Origin of the sequence: Pseudomonas sp. BIGb0278 (assembly GCF_024809895.1) — a bacterium.
Taxonomy (GTDB): Bacteria; Pseudomonadota; Gammaproteobacteria; order Pseudomonadales; family Pseudomonadaceae; genus Aquipseudomonas; species Aquipseudomonas shirazensis.
This window is the reverse complement of the sequence record NZ_JANUEL010000001.1, coordinates 1056340-1079097: the sequence shown is the minus strand read 5'-3', so window position 1 is coordinate 1079097 and position 22758 is coordinate 1056340. Positions and strand designations below refer to the sequence as shown.

Genomic DNA, 22758 nt, shown 5'->3' with positions numbered 1-22758 from the left:
CAGGAAATTTTCCCTCGAAGGGCGGCTGATATGTTCGTTGTACCCAGGCCACAACAGAACTACCTGCTGGCAGCGCTTCCGGGGCCAGCGCTGGAGCGCCTCCTACCCCATCTCGAACCTGTCGAGCTGCCACTGGGCAAAGTGCTCTATGAATCCGGCGGTGCCCTGCGACATGTGTACTTCCCCACCGATTGCATCGTGTCACTGTTGTACGTGATGGAGAACGGCGCCTCCGCCGAGATTTCGGTGGTCGGAAACGAAGGCTTGATCGGCGTGGCAGTCTTCATGGGCGGCGAAAGCACACCCAGTCGTGCCGTTGTGCAAAGTGCCGGGCATGCCTATCGCTTGCCCGGCCAGCAACTCAAGGACGAGTTCAACCGCCATGAAGAGATGCTGATGCTGATGCTGCGCTACACACAGGCACTGATCACGCAAATGGCCCAGACGGCGGTGTGCAATCGCCACCACGCCATCGACCAGCAACTGTGCCGCTGGCTGCTCTTGTCGCTTGATCGCCTACCAGGCAATGAACTGATCATGACCCAGGAATTGATCGCCAACTTGCTGGGTGTACGCCGCGAAGGCGTGACCGACGCTGCCGGCAAGCTCCAGCGGCTGGGGGTCATCGAATACAGTCGGGGACATATCAAGATCCTGGACAGGACTCGCCTGGAGGAGCTGAGTTGCGAATGCTACGCCGTGGTCAAAAGAGAAACCGAACGATTGCAGCCTTACTTTCCATTTCCAAGCGACCCATGAAGATGTCCGAAAGGCGGCGTTGGGTCGATAGAGGACATCGGCTAACCCCTGTCGCAGGTTGACCGATTCCTTGCGGACATCGATTTTCACCATTCCTCACCCACCTGAGCTCCTCACGCGCCCCCCCGCTGCCCGCCAGCGCCTTCCCCTATTCAACGATAACGCCTGCTCGCTAAAGGCGGCGCCTACCGGGACTTCTGGGGGCTAGTCTAGACTGGACATGAGAAATCACCACGGAGCCAGCAGATGGACCCGTTAACCTCTGATCAGTCTAAACCTCATGAAGCTCCTGAAGACGTCGACCATCTCAGGTTTCATCGCGCCCATGAGCATATGCACCACCCCTTTGGTAATGATGCATTTGCCCGCAGAGCCGAAGCTTTCGCCCGTTTTTTTGGCACACCGTTGTTCCTAGGTTCCCAGTCACTCGTGGTTCTTATCTGGATTGGTATCAGCTTATCGGGACTGTCAGCGTTCGATCCCTACCCCTTCATTCTACTGAATCTAGCGTTTAGTCTGCAGGCGGCCTACGCGGCGCCTTTAATTCTTCTGGCTCAAACTCGCCAAGCCGACCGCGACAAAGCGACCTCTGAAGCAGACGCACGACATCGAGAGGCAATTGCCATGGCCAATCAAAGACGGCAGCGGGACGCAGAGATTCACAGCCGGCAGCTACTGCAGTTATTGGAGCAAAATACACACCTCACGGAAGTAACAAAGCAAATGAGTGAAAGAATCGAGGTACTCACTTCGCAGATGCACTCGCACTTGCTTACTTCGTCAGAGAAAGCGCCTACATCTAGTAACTAAGACCCCTCATCTACTACCAGTTTCAAACAGCCCTAGCGCCCGCCAGCGCCTTCAGAGCACATCCGAGGCAGGCAAACCTTCAGTGGCCACGTGCCGTGCCCGGCCCACGCCCCAAGCCAGCGCCCTGCTCATCGACTCACCAGGACGTGCATCGTAGGCCTCCTCATGAATGGCCATACCACGTGGTGCATATACCCCGATGAACATCTGAGTGCTACCAGTTCGCGACAGACGTACCTGGACATCAATAAACGTTCCATCGTCCAGAGTCTCATCATGAATTCGGTGGTGAAGCGTGGGGTCAGCCCAACCCCAGAAAATATCGCCGCGGATTCGCATGCCGTACTCCTACGACTCAGATAGTTATGGGGTTGTAGTAAGCAAGATAGCGAAAGCGAGGCGGTAATCAACTGCGGCTTAAGAGGCCGAGGGCTTCACCGGACGAGCGGAACCGCCTTACGAATCGACATTGGGCTTATCCAGAGTTGCGGCGAAGCTCATCCATTCATCGAACGCCTTCCGATGCTGGGCGCAGACATAGTCCCATCCAGCACCAGTAGTGCACCCGTAGGCCACCTGGCTCATCGTCGCAGCGGTTTGCATGTCCAGCTTGCGTAGCAGCTCATAAGCTTGAAATTGCCTCTCCCTGTCTAGCTTTGTCACTGTAATCACCGATGTCCAAGGCCAGCCGAATGGCACGCTTATTCGGTAGACCCTTGCAGTACCACTTAAGTCATTAATCCTCCCGATTACACCGAATGACCTTAGAGGTGCGGCCAAGGAATCGTCATGTCTGAAGATATCAAGCTGATCCAGCCAGCGCCGGTCGTCGCGACGAATACGGAATGTTCCAGCACCCTGACCTGCCTGACTTCTAAGAGGATGATGTCGACCGGTGCAAAGCCTGGCGCGCCTCAGCGCCGGATGGTTACAGTCGGGCGCATGCCGCCTATCTGTGCATCGGCATATTCAATCCAGCGCGCGAAGGCATCACGGTGCTGGCGGCACGTTTCCTCCCAATCAATCTGTTCCATCTGCTCGTAGGCTATTTGCTTCATCGTGTCAGCAGCCAAGTCGCTCAGATCCTTGAGAGCCTGGTACGCCTGATATTGGCGCTCATGCCTTTCAGTGTCCATGAGAGTTCATCCGCAAGTAATTAATAGTAGCCACTGATCAAGCGACCTTGGCAAGCGGCGTGAAGGTTCGCTACTTACTCAAAAAGCCGACGAGCGACGCTAATATTCACCGCATACGAAAGCGGAGCCGGCGGAGCCAAGACCAAGATTGAAGCCGTGCGCAACGGAGAGCATCTGATCGAAGCTATCTATCGGGTGAAGTCATGATCGCCGTTGCTCAACTCCGCTCTATCCGGCTCTCAAACTGCGGTGGGTAGTCAGCACTCCCTTCTCATCAAACAAGAAAATCATCTGGTTTCCGCCTTTGTCCTGACAAACAACTCCATCAGTGTTCCCGTCAACAATTCCTTGGCAAGCCATATTCCATACGTATGGACGGATTTGACACTTCAGGGTTTTGCCATCTTGGATAATTAGGTGGTTGGTAGCAGAGATATCTTTTGGATCGGGCTTGGGGCAAGCGCCTTCACCCCAGTTGACACCCTGATGATTTGATTGCGAAGCACAGCCGGCCAATAGCAGAAGGGGTAAAAGACACCTGAAATTCATGATCACCATCCTTGGTTATGAAGACATATTCGAGGGTCGTCCATAGAAGCCCCTCTTATTGTGCGTCACTTCGCAGTGCCATTTGAAGGCTGTGGAACGTGATTCTCGACGACTGGCACGCTGACAGGCTCAGAAACAACTCATCTTGCTCGACTTGCCTGAAGGCGTCTGAATCAAGCACGGCGGTCGGATCATCTACAGCAAAAGGAGATATGACGAATGGCTGGAAAGCCAATGGATCTACCCAAAGGGGTCGAGATCTTCCGCAACTCCCTCTGCATTCGTTTCACATGGACCTGCTCCGCCGCGTCATCGCTGAAACAGACTGGACGTCAGCGGACGTGAAGCGCAACGCGATCACCAGACTCGCGACGATTCTGGATGCTGCAACCCGTGAGGGTATGCTGACCAAGAACCCAGCAGCGCTGATTGAGCTGCCAAAGCGCTCGAGGAAAGAAATCGACCCGTTCACCCTGGCTGAGGCCAACACCATCATCAGGCAGACGTCGGATCTACACAAACAGTGGGCGCCGGTGCTGAATGAAATGGGGATCAGACGTCGCCCCCCATACAACTGCCGCCACACCTATGCGACAATGTGCGCAATGTCCGGCCTCAATCCCGCATTTATTGCCCAACAGCTGGGTCACAGCGTTCAAAAGCTGCTGTCGACGTATGCCCGTTGGCTCAACTCAAGCTCCGATTGGAGCGAGCTGGAAAAACTCAAGATTGGTATCAAATCGGTATCAGCTGAAAAGCCAGCCCCGTAAGTGACTGATAGGTAAGCCCTTTGATCTCCACCGCTAACATCACCATGCAATTCGGCGCCAAGCCGCTGTTCGAAAACGTTTCGGTCAAATTCAACAACGGTAACCGCTACGGCCTGATCGGCGCCAACGGTTGCGGCAAGTCGACCTTCATGAAGATCCTCGGCGGTGACCTCGAGTCGTCCGGTGGCCAGGTGATGCTCGAGCCGAACACCCGCCTGGGCAAACTGCGCCAGGATCAGTTCGCCTACGAAGACTTCACCGTGATCGACACGGTGATCATGGGCCATGAGCAACTGTTCAAGGTCAAGGCCGAGCGTGACCGCATCTACTCGCTGCCGGAAATGAGCGAAGAAGACGGCATGGCCGTCGCCGAACTGGAAACCGAGTTCGCCGAGATGGACGGCTACACCGCCGACTCGCGCGCCGGTGAGCTGCTGCTTGGCCTGGGTATCCCGCTGGAGCAGCACAACGGCCCGATGAGCGAAGTCGCACCGGGCTGGAAGCTGCGCGTATTGCTGGCCCAGGCGCTGTTCTCGGACCCGGACGTGCTGCTGCTCGACGAGCCGACCAACCACCTGGACATCAACACCATTCGCTGGCTTGAAACGATCCTCACGGCGCGTAACAGCACCATGATCATCATTTCCCACGACCGGCACTTCCTCAATAGCGTCTGCACCCACATGGCTGACCTGGACTACGGTGAGCTGCGCCTGTTCCCTGGCAACTATGACGAGTACATGACTGCAGCGACGCAATCGCGCGAGCAGCTGCTGTCGGACAACGCCAAGAAGAAAGCCCAGATCGCCGAGCTGCAGACCTTCGTCAGCCGCTTCTCGGCCAACGCCTCGAAAGCCAAGCAGGCTACGTCGCGGGCCAAGCAGATCGACAAGATCCAGCTGGCCGAAGTCAAGCCGTCGAGCCGGGTCAGCCCGTTCATCCGCTTTGAGCAGAACAAGAAGCTGCACCGTCAGGCCGTGACCATCGAGAAGATGGCCAAGGCGTTCGACAACAAGGTGCTGTTCAAGGACTTCAGCTTCACCGTCGAAGCCGGCGAACGTGTTGCCATCATCGGCCCCAACGGCATCGGCAAGACCACCTTGCTGCGTACCCTGGTCGGTGAACTGCAGCCAGACGCAGGTGCGGTGAAGTGGACCGACAGCGCCGAGGTGGGTTACTACGCGCAGGACCACGCCCACGACTTCGAAGATGACGTCAGCCTGTTCGACTGGATGGGTCAGTGGACCCAGGGCGAGCAGATGATCCGTGGCACCCTGGGCCGGATGCTGTTCTCCAACGACGAGATCCTCAAGTCGGTCAAGGTCATCTCCGGTGGTGAGCAAGGCCGCATGCTGTTCGGCAAGCTGATCCTGCAAAAGCCCAACGTACTGGTGATGGACGAACCGACCAACCACCTGGACATGGAATCGATCGAAGCGCTCAACCTGGCGCTGGAAAACTACCCGGGCACGCTGTTGTTCGTCAGCCATGACCGTGAGTTCGTGTCGTCGCTGGCCACTCGCATCCTCGAGCTGACGCCAGAAGGCGTAGTCGACTTCAGCGGTACCTACGACGACTACCTGCGTAGCCAGGGCGTCGTGGTCTGATCTGTCGCTGACAGGTTGAACCCAGTGCGGGGCAAGCCTGCGCTCATGTGAACCGAGGCATTCGGTCATGTGGGCGCGGGCTTGCCCCGTCGTCGTTTACAGGGCCACGCCAATCCACGCCGTAGTACTGGCAATTCGTTAGCCTGCTTTCATTTCCCTCGCGCAACCGCCATGATGGGGCACGCCCCACCGCCCGCCAGCGAACGAGCCCATGACTGCACAAGTGCCCTCCCCTGATCAAGGCTTTGCCATCACCCGCCAGATTCTTGCGATCGTTTTCTACACCTTCATTACCTTTCTCTGCATCGGCCTGCCGATCGCGGTGCTGCCCGGCCACGTGCATGACCAACTCGGCTATGGCGCGGTAATCGCCGGGGTGACCATTGGCCTGCAATACCTGACCACGCTGCTCAGCCGCCCGTTTGCCGGGCGGGTGGCGGATAGCCTGGGCGGCAAGCGTGCAATTGGCTACGGGCTGTTGGCGATCATCGGTTGCGGAGTGCTGACGCTGTTCTCGGCCTGGACATTGGCTTGGCCGCAAGCAAGCCTGGCGCTGCTGCTCTGCGGCCGCGTGCTGCTCGGGCTGGCGCAAGGCCTGATCGGTGTAGCGACCTTGAGCTGGGGCATCAATCAGGTCGGTGCCGAGCACACCGCACGGGTGATCTCCTGGAATGGCATTGCCTCGTATGGTGCCATTGCGATAGGTGCACCCGTCGGCGTGCTGCTGGTGGCTGGGCTTAACTTCAGCGTGCTCGGCCCGTTGCTGGTGATCCTCGCAGTGGTTGGCCTGTTCGCCCTGCGTCAACGACCCGATGTGGTGGTAGTGCGTGGCGAGCGCCTTGGCTTCTGGTCAGCGTTCGTGCGCGTGGCGCCGTGCGGCACGAGCCTGATGCTGGCGTCGATCGGCTACGGCACGCTGACCACCTTCGTCACCTTGTACTACCTCGAACGCGGCTGGACCGGCGCTGCGCTGTGCCTGAGCGCCTTTGGTGTGTGCTTCATCATTTCGCGCTTGTTGTTCGTCAACGCGGTCAACCGCTTTGGTGGTTATACGGTGGCGATAACCTGCATGGCGACCGAAGTGGTCGGCTTGACGTTGCTGTGGCTGGCCCCCTCACCGGGGTTTGCTCTGCTTGGCGCTGGCCTGACCGGCTTTGGCCTGTCGCTGGTGTACCCGGCGCTTGGCGTCGAAGCGATCAAGCATGTGCCACCGAGCAGCCGTGGTGCCGGCCTGGGCGCCTATGCGGTGTTCTTCGATTTGGCGCTGGCCATTGCCGGCCCGGTAATGGGCGCGGTCGCCGTGCATCTAGGTTACGCCTCGATCTTTTGCGTAACCGCCCTGCTGGCGCTCTCAGGAGTAGGCCTGACGCTACTGCTGGCGCGGCGAAATCAGCGCGGCTGAGCGTTCTGCCGGCTCTGGCGCACCCAGCGCCTGGGTGAAGAAATCAGCCGTTTCACGCTGCAACGAGCGGTGGATCTGGCGCCGGTCGATACCGGCAGCGTCCTGGCAGAGCACCGGCATGCGTGCATGTTGCTCGTCATCGCAAGGCGCCATGAATACGAAATGCCCGGCGCCGGCCAGCAGGCGGTAATCGGGTGTCACCGGCAACTTCCGCGCCAGCGCATCGGCGTTGTGCTCCAGCGCGAGCAACTGATCGTTGTCGCCGCTGTACATCAATACCGGCAGGTGGACGTTGCTCAAAGCATGCCTACCAAACATCAGGCTAAGCGGCGCCATCAACACCACAGCGCCGACGCGCGGGTCGGCATGGGGCGCCAGCTCATTGCGGTCGGCAATCAGCACACCATGGGTTTTACAGGCATCGGCGTCGGTCGGCCGTTCCTGGCAATAGCGCTGCAGACGCTCCAGATCAGGCTGCGCACCGGACAGGATCAGCGCGGTCTCGCCACCTGCCGAATAGCCGATCACGCCGACCTTGCCGTCGTCCAGATAGGGACCCAGCAACGCATCTGCCCGGGCGGCAGTGATCGCCGCGCTGACCTGCAGCGGGCGCCCGTACAGATTGCTCAGGGTACCCAGCCGGCTCGGATCACGGGCGTTGTCACCAGGGTGGGTCAAGGCGATGACCACAAAGCCCTGGCGGGCAAGGCCTGTGGCCAGGTCATGCAGCGCCAGTGGACTCCCGGTATTGCCGTGGGAAATGACCAACAGCGGAAAATGCCCAAGCGCCACCGGCGCTTCCTCGGCAGCGCGCAGCTGATAGCCGTCGATACGCAGACTGTGGGTCGCGCCACTGGCAGGATAGAAAGCCAAGGCGTGCATGGGCCGCGCATCCACCGGATCGGTGAGTTGCAGAGCGTGCAGGCCAGCGACCCAAGGCGCGGCATTCGCATGGCCAATCAGGCTGGTGAGCACTACCAGCGCGGCAATCGTTCGTGAGAGGTAGGTCACCGGCGTCTCCCCCGCAGATGGGCGGATGACATCAGCTTAAGGCCCTATGGCTCAGGGCAGATGAAAACTGGATGAAACACACAACGATTGCGGGCAGATGACAGCAAAATTCGCCGCCACCTGCCCGCTTCTAGCTGGTTGAACCGTGATCAGGCGGCTGCGAACAGCTCGCCGGCGATCTGCGCCTGGGCAGCATCGATGGCTGCAGTGCGCTGCTCAGGGCCATAAGCCAGACCGTGAGCGCGGACGATTTCCAGATCGGTGACACCGATAAAGCCCAGGAACACCTTGAGGAAATCTTCATGACCAGCGCCAGTGGCCTGGCCGGCGTGCAGGCCGCCAGCAGTCGACACCAGGATCACCTTCTTGTTGCCGCACAGGCCTTCTGGGCCGGCCTCGGTGTAGCGGAAAGTCTTGCCGGCTACCGCAACGCGATCGATCCAGGCCTTGAGCTGGGTCGGCACGCTGAAGTTGTACATCGGCGCACCGATCACTACCGCGTCGGCAGCGAGGAATTCGTCCAGGGTTTCCTGGCTCAGCTTGGCCTCGAACGCCTGGGCGGCATCACGCGCTTCTTCAGCGGTGCCTGCAGCCAACAGGGTGGCAGCCGAGAAATGGCTGATGGCGTCGGCAGCGAGGTCGCGGTACACCACTTCGATGCTGGCGTCGGCAGCCTGCCAGGCCTGGACCACTTCGCGGCTGAGCTGGCGGGAAGCGGAATTGTCGCCGAGGATGCTCGAATCGATGTGCAACAGTTTCATGGGGACTCTCCAGGATTGGCGACCGCGATAGGAGCGATCTCGATGGAGAGAATCCTATAGAGCTATCGAATAGATGATTAGTAGCTAAGAATGCACTAGATTGTCCCATCGGTAGAACAATGGGCTACGTGAATGCAAGATCTTAACGACCTGTTTTATTTCGCCAGGGTGGTCGAAGCCGGTGGCTTTGCCGCCGCCGGGCGCCAGCTGGGGATACCCAAGTCACGCCTGTCGCGGCGCATCGCCGAGCTGGAAGAGCGCCTCGGCACGCGCCTGCTGCAACGCACCACCCGCCAGCTGAAGCTGACGGCGATCGGCGAACGTTACCTGCAGCACTGCCAGGCCATGCTGCTCGAGGCGCAGATGGCCGACGAAGCGGTCGCAAGCATGACCAGCGAACCGCGCGGGCGTCTACGAGTGTCGTGCCCGGTAGCGTTGGCTCATACGTTCCTGCCGGAGGTGATCAATCGCTTTCTGCTGGCATACCCGCTGGTGCAGCTCGACATGGTCCTGCTCAATCGCCGCGTGGACCTGATTGGCGAGGGCATCGACGTCGCCATGCGAGTACGCGATCTGGGCGATGAAGACCCTGCCCTGGCTACCCGACGTCTGCGTCAGGCACAGATGCATCTGGTGGCCGCCCCAGGGTTCGCCGAAGGCCTGACCGAGCCGGCGCAGTTGGCGACGCTGCCGGTCCTCGGCGCGACCGAAGCGGACCGGCTGGTGCACATCCGCCTGCTCGGGCCCAATGGCCGTGAGCAGGAGCTGGCGCTGGAGCCACGGCTGGCGATTGATGACTTCATCCTGCGCAAGGCTGCGGTGCTCGCCGGGTTGGGCTTCACACTCCTGCCAAGTCTGTACTGTGAAGAAGAGCTGGAGCGTGGCGAGCTGGTCAGGCTGCTCCCGGAATGGTCGCTGCCTGGCGCTTGGCTGCAGGCAGTTTACCCGCACCGGCGCGGCATGCTGCCCGCGGTGCGTGTGTGGATTGATCACCTGGCAGCAGCCTTTGAGGCCTGTGGAGAGCGGTATGTCTGAAGCACGCATGAACCCCGAACAAGCAGCAGCCTTCTGCCTGGGTTTACCGGGCGCGCGAGAAGATTACAAATGGGGCGGTATCCGGGTGTTTTCGGTGGCCGGCAACAAGATGTTCGCGGTGCTTGATCTGGGCGGTGCCGGGCTGTCGTTCAAGGTCGCCGATGAGCTGTTTCTCGGCTACGTCGACCGTCCGGGGGTGAAGCCTGCGCCCTATCTGGCCCGTGCCCGCTGGATCAGCGTGGCAGCGCCCTATGCGATGGGGCGCGAGGAGCTGGCTGACTTGCTGCAGCGCTCGCACCAGCTGGTGGTGCACAAGCTGCCAAAACGGCTGCAAGCGGGTTTGTTGCTTTGAGCGGCAACGCTGCCGCTTATATAGGCAGCAGCGCCAGCCAACGCCCACCCAGCAGCACCTGATCCAGCCAGAACAGCTGGTGCAACGCAACGATGGCCCAGAACGTCAGCTGAAACGACAACTTGCGCGTCTTATGCCGGAAAAGCTGCTGCGCCAGCAACGCTCCGGGCCAGCCGCCCAGCAGCTCGCTGGCATGCAGGACCTTTTCTGGCGTGCGCCAGGCCTGGTTGCGAGCCTGTTGTTTATCCTGCCAATACAGCAACAGGCTGATCAGGCTCACACACGGATACAGCGCCAAGGGCAGCCATGACTGCCCGTTCCAGGCCATCTGCGCGGCGCCGAGTCCCGGCAGCAAACACAACCCAGCCAATGCCAGCAGCTTCACGCGCAGGTTGCGCACGCCCTCGCCCTGGGCGTGGCCGCGCGGGCGTGAGGTTGCCGGTTGCGGGCGGGCCATATCAGCCTTGCGCCGTTGCCCAGTCGATCAGGCCAAACTGCCAGGTCGCCAGGATCAGCAGGCCGAACACGATGCGGTACCAGGCAAACACCGCATAACTGTGGTTGGCGATGAACTTGAGCAGCCCACGCACGGCAATCATGGCGAAGATGAACGACACCACAAAGCCAATGGCAAACACCGGCAAGTCGGTGGGCTGGAACAGGTCGCGGTACTTGTAACCGGAGTACACCGCAGCGCCGACCATGGTTGGCATGGCCAGGAAGAACGAGAACTCGGTAGCTGCCTTGCGCGACAGGCCAAACAGCAGGCCGCCAATGATGGTCGAACCAGAGCGCGAAGTGCCGGGGATCATCGCCAGGCACTGCACCAGGCCGATTTTCAAGGCGTGGGTCCAGTTCATCTGGTCGACGTGCTCGACTTCGATGCGGTGGTCGCGGCGCTCGGCCCAGAGCATGATCACCCCGCCGACGACCAGGGCCGCAGCCACGGTGATCGGGTTGAACAGGTGATGGTGGATGAAGTCGGCGAACAGCACCCCAAGCACCACTGCCGGCAGGAACGCTACCAGCAGGTTGAGGGTAAAGTGCCGTGCGCTCGGCTCACTGCGCAGCCCCAGCACCACCTCGATGATCTTGCGGCGAAACTCCCACACCACCGCCAGGATTGCACCGAGCTGGATGATGATGTTGAAGGCCATCGCCCGCTCGCCGCCAAAGTCGATCAGATCCGCGACAATGATCTGGTGGCCGGTACTGGAAATCGGCAGAAACTCGGTCAGTCCCTCGACGATGCCTAAGATGATTGCCTGAAAGGCACTCCAAAAATCCATTGTTCCCCCGCTGTGGCACTGCTGACTGCAGCGCCGTTGTTCTTGATTTACTGATAGTGGCCGCGTCGCGGCCCGGCAGTTTTACAGCGACTGTTGGTCGCTACGCCAGTCGAAAAGTTCGAGATGCCTAAAGGTTTCATCTTGAGCGGCCGAGATGCTAACAGACGAGCCTGTTTTAGGCTTGCCTGGATCCACCATGAAATGCCGCGCCAGGCACTTGGCCTTTGGTCGAGTACGGTTCGCAGGCCACACATGCTTGGATGCCCCTGAATAACAAGAACAATCCGGGAGTGCCCTGTTATGAAGACCTTGAGGTCGATGTCGATTAGCCGTCGTTTGTGGCTGATCCTGCTGGTGGCAGTGGCAATGCTGGTGGTGCTGGGCCTGGTGATGCTGCGCCAGATCCATGGTGACCTGTATCGGGCCAAGGCTGAAAAGACCGAACACGTGGTACAGACCGCAGCCGGGGTGCTGGCCTACTACCAAGGGCTTGAGGCCGCAGGCACGCTCAGCCGTGACGCCGCGCAGCAACAGGCGCTGCAAGTGGTGCGCGGCCTGCGTTACGACGTGCAGGACTATTTCTGGATCAACGACCTCGGCCCGCGGATGATCATGCACCCGGTCAACCCCAAGCTCGATGGCCAAGACCTGTCGGCCATTCGCGACCCGGACGGGTTTGCCCTGTTCAACGAGATGGTCACCGTGGCTCGCAGTCAGGGCGCCGGGCAGATCGACTATCGCTGGCCCAAGCCCGGCGCCAGCGAGCCGGTGGCGAAAACCTCCTATATCCAGCTGTTCAAGCCGTGGGGCTGGATCATCGGCTCCGGCGTCTATGTCGATGACGTGCAAGCCGAGTTCGCCCGCCAGGTACGCGATGCCTGCCTGATCGGCCTGGGCATCGCCTTGCTGATGGCGCTGCTGGTGATGCTCATCGCGCGCAGCATTGCCCGTCCGTTGCAGCAGGCCGTACAGGCGATGGGCACCATTGCCAGCGGCGAAAGCGACCTGACCCAGCGCCTGGATACCCATGGCAAGGATGAAGTCACCTACCTGGGCGAGCACTTCAACCGCTTCAACGGCAAGTTGCAGGGGGTGATTGGCCAATTGCAGGGTGCCGCCCATGCCCTTGCCCAGTCTGCCGGCCAGGTCGGCGACAACGCCGGGCAAGCGCAACTGCGCAGCACCCAGCAATCGCTGCAGATGGACCAGGTGGCCACCGCAGTCAACGAAGTCACCTATGCCGTGCAGGATGTGGCCAAGAACGCCGAACAGGCCGCCAGCGAAATGCGCGCCGCGCAAGCGCAGGTCAGCCATGGCCAGCAGGCGATCCACGGTAGCCTGGCGCAGATCGACCGCCTTTCGCTGACCATCGACGAGGCCGTTCAGGTGATTCGCCAACTGGCCGGGCACAGCACCAAGATCGGCGGTGTACTGGAGGTGATCCGCTCGATTGCCGAGCAGACCAACCTGCTGGCCCTCAACGCTGCCATCGAAGCAGCGCGGGCCGGCGAGCAAGGCCGCGGCTTTGCCGTCGTGGCGGACGAAGTACGCTTGCTGGCGCAACGTTCGGCGCAGTCGACCGCTGAAATCCAGACCATGATCGAGCACCTGCAAGGCCAGTCCGAGGCTGCGGTGAAAGCCATCGATACCTCCAGCGAGGCCTCCCGCCAGACTGTCGCACAGGCCCGCGAAGCCGGTTCCAGCCTGGATGCGATCAGCCAGGTGCTGAACAACCTGACTGCGCTCAACGCCTCGATTGCCAGTGCCACCCTGCAGCAATCGCACGTGGTCGAGGAGATCAACCGCAATGTCACCGACACTGCCGGGCTGTCGCTGGAAACCGCCGAGGCGGCCCGCCAGTCAAGCGCTGCCGGCCTCGCCCTGGGCCAGTTGAGCGAAGAACTGGAACAACTGCTGCGCCAGTTCCGCGTCTGATGCCTACAGCCACTGGATCAGCTCTTGCTGCCTGATCCAGTGGCCTTACGCAGACAGCTACACCTACCCCGTCCCACAGGCTACAATCGCGCCCTTCCCCTGCCCCAAGGATCGCCGATGTCCGGCCTGGAACTCTTCGCCGCCGCCCTCGGCGTCATCGCCGTATGGCTCACGGTCAAGCAGAACCCCTGGTGCTGGCCGATCGGGCTGGTGATGGTGGTGCTGTACAGCTGGGTCTTCTATGAAGTGAAACTGTACTCGGACATGCTCCTGCAACTGATCTACGCCGTGTTGCAGCTGTATGGCTGGTGGCAGTGGACTCGCCCTGGCCACCGCGAAGACGCCCGCCAGGTCTCGCGCCTGCAGACCACACCGATGCTGACCGGGCTGGGCCTGGGCCTGCTGGCCAGCCTGGCACTGGGCGCGGCGATGGCGCACTGGACCGATGCCGCGCAGCCCTGGCTGGACGCAGCGCTGACCGGCTTCAGCCTGGTGGCACAGTTGTGGATGGCGCAGAAGCGCCTGCAGTGCTGGACTTTGTGGATCGTACTGGACGTGATCTTCGTCGGCTTGTTCCTGTACAAAGGCCTCTACCTGACTGCCGCGCTGTATGCACTGTTCACGCTGATCGCCGTACGCGGCTGGTTCGAGTGGCGGCGCGACCCTGCCCTGGTGCAGGCATGAAGGTACTGGTGCTGTGCGGTCCGGAGTCCAGTGGCAAGAGCTGGCTCAGTGGCGAAATCCAGGCACACTTCGGCGGCGAACTGGTGGGCGAGTACGTCCGCCACTTCATTGACGAGCAGGGCCGGGATACATGCTTCGCCGACATCCCGGCCATTGCCCATGGGCAGCTGGCCTGGGAGGACAGCGCGCGGGCCCGCCAGCCTGATCTGTTGATCCTCGATACCCACCTGCTGAGCAACATGCTCTGGAGCAAGGCTCTGTTCGGCGATTGCCCGCCTGATATCGAACAGGCGCTGTTGGCGCGGCGCTACGACCTGCACCTGCTGCTCGACCCGGCCGGGGCCGACTGGGTCGCCGATGGTCAGCGTTGCCAGCCGGACCTGCACGAGCGTCAGGCCTTTTTTGCAGACAGCCTGGACTGGCTGCAACGCCACCAGCAACCGGTGCAAATCATCGGCGGCAGCTGGCCGCAACGCAGCGCTGCGGTTTTAGCTGCAGTCCAGCGCCTGCTTGATGGCAAATCGCCGGCCTGCGCTACCGAGTGTTAACTCGCTGACACACCGAACTGGGTCCAAGTCCCTGTGTTTACGTGCCCTGCGGCGCAAACAGCGGTGCTGTCACGCTGGTGATACAGCTTCGACCAAACGCCGTTCAGGTATGGCCAGAGCCGATGCGTCGCTTGTTTGCCCGGGAAACTGTGTCAGTGCTGAAACAGCTGCTGCGATGCGTAAACAGCATGTGGCCGTAGCTGACTGATTCCCAAGCAATTAGTAAAAGCGGCACGGCTCCTGCTCTCCTCCTTCGCAACGCTGATCAGGGCCAGCGATCCGAAGAAGGAATTGCCACCGTGGCGACACTCGATAAAGGCACCTTTCACCTGTTACTGGCAGGTTGCGCACTGGGGGCAAGCCTGGCGCTGCCGGCCCAGGCCGACAATGGGCTGATCGTCATCACCCGCGACGTGCAGACGCGCAATGCAGTGCGAGCACCGCTGATCCCCGACCCGAGCCCAGTCACCGTCAACACCAACCCTTCCGCGCAGATTCTCAGGCAAACCAACGAGCTCAGCGATGGCGACTTCGCCTCGATCAGCAGCGGCGCGGGCATCAGTTCGCTGATCACCCAGCAGACCACCAACCTGGGCGGCAACATCAGCACCCAGAACCAACTGCCGAACCTGGCCGGCGGGCGTTCCACAGGCTCGGGCAGCGGCATCGCCAACATGGTCAACTCCAACGTGCAGCAAGGCCTCGGCGTACTGAAAAGCATCGGCGGGGGCCAATGACATGAAGCGCTCATTGCTGATGCTGGCCACGCTCCTCACAGCCCCTGCGTTCGCCCAGTCACCCATCGTCAACAACGCCAGCATCGACAGCTCCGGCGCCCAGTACCAGGGCAACATGGCGGTCAACCAGGCTGCGGGTGATTTTTCCCAGCAAGCCAACGCCCGCGCCCTTGCCAATGGCCACGGCGCCAGCGCCACCACGCAGATCCGCCAGCGCCTGCACACCACGGTAGACGCCAACATGGACGCCACTGCCAGCATTCAAGGCAACGCCTTTACCAACGGCAACGGTGTTCTGGGGGTAAACCAGAGCAGCGGCGCCAGCAACCAGCAAGCCAATGCGCTGCGCATCAGCATCAGTGACCAGCCGCAAAGCATCGACGACAGCGTCCTCATGCAACAGAACGTGGCGCTGCTCAATAACTCCGATCCAGCTGACCCGAACCTTGGCAGTCGCCAGGTCACTACCGGTAACCAGGCATTCACCGGCAGCCGTGGGGTCATTCAGTTGAATCAGAGCGCCGGGGTAGGAAATCGAACGGCCAACACCCTGAGCGTCCGGGTCGTGGACTGACCCAAACAGGTAAGAACAACACTTAACCTAAAATAAGTACGGAGAATCACCATGAAACCTTCGATGGCAATCAAGCCTCTGGTTTTCGCAATTGCTGCGATCATGGCTGTAGCTGTACAAGCTGATGATCGGCGTGGCAACGGGCATGGCAATGGCAACAACAACCAGCCCCGCACGACCATCATCCCTATTAGCGCAACTGCCAATGCAATCGACCGCCAAAGCAGTACAGGCAACACGATTCACAATGAAGGCACCATCAACGAAGCCGAAATGAGCAGCTCCGGCTCCGGCGCCAGCGGCAACGTCGGCGTCAACGTTGCGGCCGGTAACGGCAACCAACAGGATAACGCCGCGGCCATCGCCAACGCTGCTTCTGATTCCAGCCTGGACAACAGCTTCGTGTTCGGCACCGCCACCGCAACTGCCGACGTCAAGCAATACAGCAACAACAACAAGGTCAACAACTGGTCGACCCAGAGCTCCGCGGTGATGTCCGGTTCGGCATCTGGCACCAGCGGCAACGTCGGTATCAACATTGCCGGCGGCGACCTCAACCAACAGAAAAACACCATGGCGATCGCCAATACCAACTCGCCTATCGGTAACTCGGTCGCCACTGCCCGCGCCGATCAAAACGGCCCAGGGCTAACCGTCAACAACCGTGCAGATCGCAGCTACACCGTCGAAACGCTGAGCTTCACCACCTCCTCCAGCGGCTCCTCGTCACGCGAAGGCACCTTCAATTCGACCGACGACCGGAGTTCCTCGTCGAGCCTCAACCTGAGCGGCTCCAACGCCGCCGCGTCGAGCGGCTCGCACAGCTCCAGCGCCAGCGGATCGAACAGCTGGTCAGCCAGCGGCTCGGGCAGCGCCAACGCCAGTGGCTCCAACAATGCCAATGTCAATGGCTCGGCCAGCGGCAACGCCAACAGCAGCAGCTCGGCTTCGCTGAGCGCAACGCTTGCCGCCGCAGCCGACGCAGCGCGTTCGGTGACCTTCACCAACGGCGACCGTGAACGCACCCGCAGCGAAACCGCCAGCGGCTCGCTCAACGCCTCGCTGGACGCTTCGGTCGATACCTCGCACCAGACCAGCTACGATTCTTCGTTCGAAAAATCCTTCGGCTCTTCGTATGACAAGTCGCGTGACTACTCCTACGACAAAGCGCGCGATTCTTCCTACGATAAATCCCGCGAGTCTTCCTACGAGAACGCTTCTGCTTCTGCCTATGAAAAATCAGTCGAGGCGGCTTCCGAGTCTTCCAACGACATTTCCAAAAGCTACAGCGAAGCCAACTCGTATGACCTGAGCAACACTGTTTCCTTCCAGGTCCTGACTCCTACCGGCTGGGCCAACCCTGTGACCAACACCGCTACCCTGAGCGGTTCGGTCAACGGCGGCAGCGGCAACCTGGGCGTCAACGTCGCATCCGGTGTCGGCAACCAGCAAAGCAACTCGCTGGCGATCTCCAACACCTCGTTCTGAGTGTTGCCTCGAAGGCCCCCTGCCAAGGGGGCCTTTCTCACCCGAAGCAGAAGGCCCGATCATGCGCATTATCGCCCTGGCGTGTTTGCTTTGCCTGGCCAGCCTGAGTGAAGCGGCGCAAATGCCACTTTCCGTGCTGCCCAATGGTGCGGTGGTGTACAAACCCATTCAAAGTGTTCGCGAGCGCAAGTTCGCTGACCTGGTGCAGCAGAAGACCGACTTCAGCTGCGGCGCAGCAGCGTTGGCAACCATTCTGCGCCAGGCCTATTGGCTGGACGTCAACGAAGAACAGATCATCGAGGGCATGCTTGCCCACGCCGATCAGGACATCGTCCGCGTGCAAGGCTTCTCGATGCTGGACATGAAGCGCTATGTGGAAAGCCTGGGCATGCGCGCTCGCGGCTACCGCGTCACCACCGACACCCTCCACAGCATCCGTATCCCGGTCGTGGTGCTGATGGATATCCGCGGTTACAAGCACTTCGTAGTGATGCAGAAGGTCGACAAGGGCTTCGTCTATATCGGCGACCCGGTCCTGGGCCACAAACGCTACAAGACCGAAGATTTCATCAAGGGCTGGAACGGCATCATCTTCGCCATCATTGGCCAGGGCTACGACAAGAGCAATGCCCTGCTCGACCCACCCCAACCTTTGACCGCCAAGAGCCGCGTCAATGGCTTCACCCCGCTGCAAGACGCCGAGTTGATGGACTTCGGCTTTATCCAGAGCGACTTCTTCTAACACTAACAACAGGGGCAGCAAGCTCCGGGAGCACGCGATGAAGATTCCACTGTGGCTGGCACTGACCTGCCTCGCCGCCAGCCTGCCAAGCCATGCCCAGGTACTGCAACCGATCGAACTCAAGGACCAGGAACTGGCCAACCTGCGCGGCCGCTACGTGCTGCCGGGGCGCATTGTCAGCTTTGGCCTGGTCATGAGCAGCACCTGGGAGAACGCCAAAGGCGAGGTGATCGGCGCACGCTCGTCGATGCAGATCCAGCAATCCACCATCAAGCCGCAGTTCTATGTGTCCTTGATTGACGAAAAAGGCACCGGCACAGCTTCGACGCAAGCCCCTGGCACTGGCACCGTGACAGGCGGCAACGGACTCAACAGCACCACCGGCGTCACTCAGGTAGTGCGTGCCGCTGGCGATCACAACACCGCCTACAACGATGTCGACATCAATGTCAGCCGCGGCAACCAGGCTCCTGCCAGCGAACCCCAAGGCCAGGTATTAGCGGCCGGCACGCAGTTGGTCGGCGCCAACGGTGCAGGCTCGTTGAGCGTTTCTTCAAGCGGTTCCGGTATTCAGTTGAACATCGCCGCAGGCAACAACCAGGGCAGTACAGTGCAACGCCTGGCCCAAGGTGGACTGATGCAAAACACCACGTTGCTCGGCGCTGGCAACCAGGTTCGCAACATCACCTCGCTCAATGTCGTGCTGCGTGACAACGTCGCCGGCGCGGGTGCCATGAACGGTAATCTGGACCAGCTCAAAGGCATTCGCACTCTAGGATTCTGATCTACGCTCTGTCTCATCACATGTAGTCAGAAGGGACGGCTAACCCATGCATCGATTGACCACGATCAGAGCTATCGTTTGTCTGAGTAGCCTGACTCCGGCGACATTGCTTTACGCCGCTGCCGACCCTCAGGTCGAAGCGCTCAAACAAGAACTGATCGAGCTCAAACAGCGCTACGAGGCGCAGCAGAATGCGCTGATGGTGCTTGAGCAACGAGTGCGTCAGGTTGAAGCTGCGCCACCGGCCGCGCCACCGCCCAAGCGCCTGACCCGTTCCCCTGCCGAATCGGTCAAGGGTGGCCAGAGCGTGGCCGCCGGAGCGCCAGGTGCATCCGGTAGCTCGTACGGGCAGTCTCTGCAGGACGACTCGGAGCCGGCGCAGAGCGTTTCCAACCTGTATGACGAGGCCAGCGGCTTCTTTGGCCGCGGCAAGTTCAGTGTCGAAACCGGCATCACCTACACCCACTACGACACCCGCGCACTGACCCTCAATGGTTTCCTCGCGCTGGACTCGATCTTCCTCGGCAACATCAACCTGGACCGGATCAAGGCCGACAACTGGACCCTCGACCTGACGGCGCGCTACAACCTCGATCAGCGCTGGCAGTTCGATATAAACGTGCCTGTGGTGTACCGCGAGTCGACCTACTCTTCAGGCGGCGCTGGCGGAGCCGGCCCCGTCACCTCGGATGCCACCGTGACGCGCGACCCGACCATAGGTGATGTCAACGTCGGCGTTGCCTACAAATTCCTCGATGAATCGGAAGATTGGCCGGACGCGGTATTCACCCTGCGAGTCAAAGCCCCGACCGGCAAGGATCCGTACGGCATCAAGCTGGTCAACGACCCCACCAACGACAACCTGTCGGTGCCCGAAAGCCTGCCGACCGGCAACGGCGTATGGGCGATCACGCCGGGCATCTCGCTGGTCAAGACCTTCGACCCGGCGGTGCTGTTCGGTAGCTTGTCTTACACCTACAACATGGAAGACTCGTTCAGCGACATCAGTGCCCAGGCCAACAGCAAGGTGCCGGGCGACGTCAAACTGGGCAACTCGTGGCAGATCGGTGCCGGTATCGCCTTTGCCCTGAACGAGAAGATGAGTATGTCCTTCTCGGTGTCGGACCAGTTTGCCAGCAAGAGCAAGATCAAGCCTGACGGTGGCGACTGGCAGTCGATCAGCAACAGCGACTACAACGCTGCCAACTTCAACATCGGCATGACCCTGGCTGCGACCGACAACCTGACCATCGTGCCAAACCTGTCGATCGGCCTGACCGACGACTCGCCAGACTTTTCCTTCAGCTTGAAATTCCCTTACTACTTCTGATCCGGCAAGCACACGCGGGCGCTTCGGCGACCCGCGTTTTGGTTACTTGCCTTGTCCAATCCGGCCTCGCCGAGCTACGCCTGTTATCATCCAACAGATTTGTGTGACTGTTTGATGGCAGGAAGGACGCTTTGGTGAAAATTATACTCGGCCACCCCCGCGCACGGTTGTGGGCGCTGACCGTACTGGTCTTGCTGATCCCCTTGGGCGTGCGCGCTTTGTTGGGCTGGTCCAACCCATTTGGTTACTTATCCGATCTGGCCATTGGCAGCTTGCTGATGCTGGCTCTGCACCGCTGCGCCTGGTGGCTGGTGATGCCCGTATTGATCGCCTGGGCAGCGCTGCTGGTGGCCTCGGCGGAGCTGGTCAGCGCGGTAGGCAGGCTGCCGGCCAGCGCCGACCTGAACTATCTGTTCGACCCCCAATTCATGGAAAACTCCACCGGTGGCGCCCTCGCCCACGCCTGGCTGCCCTGGGTGTTGCTGGCAGCCGTAGTGGCCTGGCTGGCGAGCATCTGGCTGACGCGCGGCGCCGTGCCGCAGGCATTGCCGCGCAAAGCCTGGGCACTGCCAGTACTGTTGCTTGGCACGCACTGGGCCGGCCAGCACCTGCTACCGTCCGACGCTGACCAGTGGCGCCAATTCAACCTGCCCCACCAGTTGCTTTCGGCAGGCGCGGGTGATCTGCAGCGCAAGGCAAACAAGCACTTTGGCGACAATCTGCCGGTCCCGGTGCTGGAAAGCGCCGGTCTGACCCAGTCCGACCTCAACGCGCCGCGGCTGCTCGATGGCCCTGGCAGCGCCCGCAACGTCCTGGTGATCACCCTGGAGGGGATTCCCGGCGCTTACGTGCGCGCCAACCGCAAGGCCTTGCACAGCCGTTTTGACGAGGAGCTGATGCCCAACCTCAGCCGCTGGGCCGAGCGTGGCATGAACACTCCGGATTACGTTCTGCACACCCACCAGACCATCCGCGGGCTATACGCGATGCTCTGCGGCGACTATGACAAGCTCGCCAACGGCACCCCCAAGGGTGTCGAACTGCTGACCCAGGAGCAACGCAACCAGGCCTGTCTGCCCGCGCAGTTGCGTCAAGCGGGTTTCAGCACGCATTTTCTGCAGGGCGCCGGACTGCGCTTCATGGCCAAGGACCGGGTCATGCCGCACATTGGCTTCGAAGATGTGCATGGGCTGGAGTGGTTCAGCAACGCCAACTATCTGGAATTCCCCTGGGGCAAGGACGACCGCGCGTTTTTCGAAGGCGCTCACACCTACCTGAGCCAACTGCGCAAACAGAACAAGCCGTGGATGCTCAACCTGCTTACGGTAGGCACTCATCAGCCCTACTCAGCACCTGAGGACTACCTGCAGCGCTTCGACAGCCCGAAGCAGGCGGCAGTGGCGTATCTGGACGATGCGCTGGGCGCGTTTCTCGATACGCTGGAGCGCGAGGGCGTACTCAAGGACACGCTGGTCGTGATTACCTCGGATGAATCCCATGGCATCGACGGTGTGCGCCTGGCTTCCTCCTGGGGCTTCAACCTGACCCTGGCGCCGGAACAGGCCAGCCTGCCACAGATAAAGAACGGCACCTATGGGCATGTCGACCTGACCACGTCGATTCTCGATTACTTCGAATTGCCGATCCCGGCGGCGCTGGGCGGCCGCTCGTTGTTCCGCGAGTACGATAGCGGTCGCGAGATGATCTCGTTCACCAACGGCATGCTGCGCTACCACAACGGCCAAGGCACCTATACCGAGTGTGACTTCCAGCAGCGCTGCCGCAATTACGCCAGCACTGGGTTCATTGCCGACACGGCCAAATACCTCGGCCCGAGCAGCGACGACGTCGGACAGCAATTGGCCGATCTGGCCACCACCCTTGACCGCTCGCTGCTGCAAAGCCCGCTGAACCTGCGCTACCAGTTTGGCGGTACCAACCGCATCGCCTTGGGCAAACACGCCGACAATGACTGGACAGACAACCTCATCGGCGCGCAGTACCTGGAAATGCCCGAAGGTTCGCGCACGCGCATTCGCCTGGAGGTTCGCGCATTGGACCCGGCCCATGTCGCGCACTTGCAGCTCAAGGCCAAGGAGTTCGAACAGGACGTGCAAGTCGGCCTGCCGGAACAAATGGTCGCGACCGCCGACGAGCCCATGGTTCTGGAGTTCGATTTCGATAACCCGAGTGTACGCAAGGCCTTCTCGTTCCACCTGCTGGGCTACGGCGAAGGCGAGATCGAAATCAGCGACTTCAGTGTGATCACCGCCATGCCTGGCGAAGAAGACAACCTCGACGAGCTGGACGGGCACGTCGCCCAGTCCAGCTGACGCTACTGCAACGCTATTGTGCAGCCGCCAGGGAACTCGGCAAAGCGGCGCTGCCTCTACTTGAAAGACGCACTGGTGAAGTTCACCCGAGCGTCTTTACTTGAATAAAAACAATAGCGTCA

22 protein-coding genes and 2 pseudogenes are annotated in these 22758 nt (G+C 60.7%); 18 read left to right on the top strand and 6 right to left on the bottom strand.

Features of this window, described 5'->3' with window-relative positions:
• Positions 1 to 30 precede the first annotated feature (30 nt).
• Both M2396_RS04960 and M2396_RS04955 read left to right on the top strand, forming a co-directional pair.
• On the top strand, positions 31 to 759 hold the full coding sequence (locus M2396_RS04960) for a Crp/Fnr family transcriptional regulator (protein ID WP_259073518.1): 729 nt from the start codon (positions 31 to 33) through the stop codon (positions 757 to 759).
• 246 nt (positions 760 to 1005) lie between these two features.
• Positions 1006 to 1569: a DUF1003 domain-containing protein gene (locus M2396_RS04955; protein WP_150571700.1), complete on the top strand. Its 564-nt coding sequence runs from the start codon at positions 1006 to 1008 to the stop codon at positions 1567 to 1569.
• Between the two features lie 51 nt (positions 1570 to 1620).
• Here the strand turns inward: M2396_RS04955 and M2396_RS04950 are convergent, their stop codons facing one another.
• Both M2396_RS04950 and M2396_RS04945 read right to left on the bottom strand, forming a co-directional pair.
• On the bottom strand, positions 1621 to 1908 hold the full coding sequence (locus M2396_RS04950) for a hypothetical protein (RefSeq protein WP_259073516.1): 288 nt from the start codon (positions 1906 to 1908) through the stop codon (positions 1621 to 1623).
• 575 nt (positions 1909 to 2483) lie between these two features.
• Positions 2484 to 2705: a hypothetical protein gene (locus M2396_RS04945; RefSeq protein ID WP_259073514.1), complete on the bottom strand. Its 222-nt coding sequence runs from the start codon at positions 2703 to 2705 to the stop codon at positions 2484 to 2486.
• 845 nt (positions 2706 to 3550) lie between these two features.
• On the opposite strand from M2396_RS04945, the pseudogene M2396_RS04940 reads away from it, so the two are divergent.
• From M2396_RS04940 to M2396_RS04930, 3 genes and pseudogenes are all read left to right on the top strand, one after another.
• Positions 3551 to 4024 (top strand): annotated as a pseudogene (locus M2396_RS04940) (hypothetical protein); the annotation flags it as partial.
• A 20-nt stretch (positions 4025 to 4044) separates the two neighbouring features.
• Positions 4045 to 5631: an ABC-F family ATPase gene (locus M2396_RS04935; protein WP_150571703.1), complete on the top strand. Its 1587-nt coding sequence runs from the start codon at positions 4045 to 4047 to the stop codon at positions 5629 to 5631.
• Between the two features lie 211 nt (positions 5632 to 5842).
• Positions 5843 to 7033 (top strand): MFS transporter, encoded by a 1191-nt coding sequence (locus tag M2396_RS04930; protein WP_259073512.1) that lies wholly within the window; start codon positions 5843 to 5845, stop codon positions 7031 to 7033.
• Here M2396_RS04930 and M2396_RS04925 read toward each other — a convergent pair.
• Together M2396_RS04925 and M2396_RS04920 are read right to left on the bottom strand one after the other, a co-directional pair.
• Entirely contained in the window at positions 7001 to 8044 is a 1044-nt protein-coding gene (locus M2396_RS04925; RefSeq protein ID WP_259073510.1) for a dienelactone hydrolase, read from the bottom strand. The genes M2396_RS04930 and M2396_RS04925 overlap by 33 nt on opposite strands.
• Before the next feature lie 149 nt (positions 8045 to 8193).
• Positions 8194 to 8805 (bottom strand): FMN-dependent NADH-azoreductase, encoded by a 612-nt coding sequence (locus tag M2396_RS04920; protein ID WP_101319663.1) that lies wholly within the window; start codon positions 8803 to 8805, stop codon positions 8194 to 8196.
• A 132-nt stretch (positions 8806 to 8937) separates the two neighbouring features.
• Between M2396_RS04920 and M2396_RS04915 the strand changes: the two genes are divergently transcribed.
• Both M2396_RS04915 and M2396_RS04910 read left to right on the top strand, forming a co-directional pair.
• Positions 8938 to 9840: a LysR substrate-binding domain-containing protein gene (locus tag M2396_RS04915; protein ID WP_101319665.1), complete on the top strand. Its 903-nt coding sequence runs from the start codon at positions 8938 to 8940 to the stop codon at positions 9838 to 9840.
• Entirely contained in the window at positions 9833 to 10192 is a 360-nt protein-coding gene (locus tag M2396_RS04910; protein ID WP_259073505.1) for an MmcQ/YjbR family DNA-binding protein, read from the top strand. Before M2396_RS04915 ends, M2396_RS04910 begins: the two co-directional genes overlap by 8 nt.
• A gap of 16 nt (positions 10193 to 10208) precedes the next feature.
• On the opposite strand, the gene M2396_RS04905 is transcribed toward M2396_RS04910, so the two are convergent.
• Both M2396_RS04905 and M2396_RS04900 read right to left on the bottom strand, forming a co-directional pair.
• Positions 10209 to 10649 (bottom strand): DUF1294 domain-containing protein, encoded by a 441-nt coding sequence (locus tag M2396_RS04905; RefSeq protein WP_259073503.1) that lies wholly within the window; start codon positions 10647 to 10649, stop codon positions 10209 to 10211.
• Position 10650: 1 nt separating this feature from the next.
• A complete protein-coding gene (locus tag M2396_RS04900) occupies positions 10651 to 11481 on the bottom strand; it encodes an undecaprenyl-diphosphate phosphatase (protein ID WP_259073501.1) in 831 nt (276 codons plus the stop codon).
• A gap of 300 nt (positions 11482 to 11781) precedes the next feature.
• On the opposite strand from M2396_RS04900, the pseudogene M2396_RS24255 reads away from it, so the two are divergent.
• From M2396_RS24255 to M2396_RS04850, 11 genes and pseudogenes are all read left to right on the top strand, one after another.
• A pseudogene (locus M2396_RS24255) lies at positions 11782 to 12543 on the top strand (cache domain-containing protein); the annotation flags it as partial.
• Positions 12544 to 12681: 138 nt separating this feature from the next.
• A complete protein-coding gene (locus tag M2396_RS24250) occupies positions 12682 to 13416 on the top strand; it encodes a methyl-accepting chemotaxis protein (protein WP_371411612.1) in 735 nt (244 codons plus the stop codon).
• Between the two features lie 117 nt (positions 13417 to 13533).
• Entirely contained in the window at positions 13534 to 14100 is a 567-nt protein-coding gene (gene pnuC, locus M2396_RS04890; RefSeq protein WP_150569160.1) for a nicotinamide riboside transporter PnuC, read from the top strand.
• Positions 14097 to 14648 carry an AAA family ATPase gene (locus M2396_RS04885; protein WP_259073497.1) on the top strand — a complete coding sequence of 184 codons (552 nt, stop codon included), beginning with the start codon at positions 14097 to 14099 and terminating at the stop codon, positions 14646 to 14648. The genes pnuC and M2396_RS04885 overlap by 4 nt, the downstream gene beginning before the upstream one ends.
• A gap of 299 nt (positions 14649 to 14947) precedes the next feature.
• Complete coding sequence (locus M2396_RS04880) at positions 14948 to 15385, top strand: hypothetical protein (RefSeq protein WP_101319680.1); 438 nt, start codon at positions 14948 to 14950, stop codon at positions 15383 to 15385.
• Between the two features lies 1 nt (position 15386).
• A complete protein-coding gene (locus tag M2396_RS04875) occupies positions 15387 to 15959 on the top strand; it encodes an adhesin (RefSeq protein ID WP_150569159.1) in 573 nt (190 codons plus the stop codon).
• 51 nt (positions 15960 to 16010) lie between these two features.
• Positions 16011 to 17447 carry a heme utilization protein gene (locus M2396_RS04870; protein ID WP_101319684.1) on the top strand — a complete coding sequence of 479 codons (1437 nt, stop codon included), beginning with the start codon at positions 16011 to 16013 and terminating at the stop codon, positions 17445 to 17447.
• Between the two features lie 61 nt (positions 17448 to 17508).
• A complete protein-coding gene (locus M2396_RS04865; RefSeq protein WP_259073494.1) occupies positions 17509 to 18189 on the top strand; it encodes a C39 family peptidase in 681 nt (226 codons plus the stop codon).
• 37 nt (positions 18190 to 18226) lie between these two features.
• Complete coding sequence (locus M2396_RS04860) at positions 18227 to 18973, top strand: hypothetical protein (protein WP_101319688.1); 747 nt, start codon at positions 18227 to 18229, stop codon at positions 18971 to 18973.
• A 46-nt stretch (positions 18974 to 19019) separates the two neighbouring features.
• Entirely contained in the window at positions 19020 to 20303 is a 1284-nt protein-coding gene (locus M2396_RS04855; protein ID WP_103437478.1) for a hypothetical protein, read from the top strand.
• 134 nt (positions 20304 to 20437) lie between these two features.
• Positions 20438 to 22636: an LTA synthase family protein gene (locus tag M2396_RS04850; RefSeq protein WP_259073491.1), complete on the top strand. Its 2199-nt coding sequence runs from the start codon at positions 20438 to 20440 to the stop codon at positions 22634 to 22636.
• Positions 22637 to 22758 lie beyond the last annotated feature (122 nt).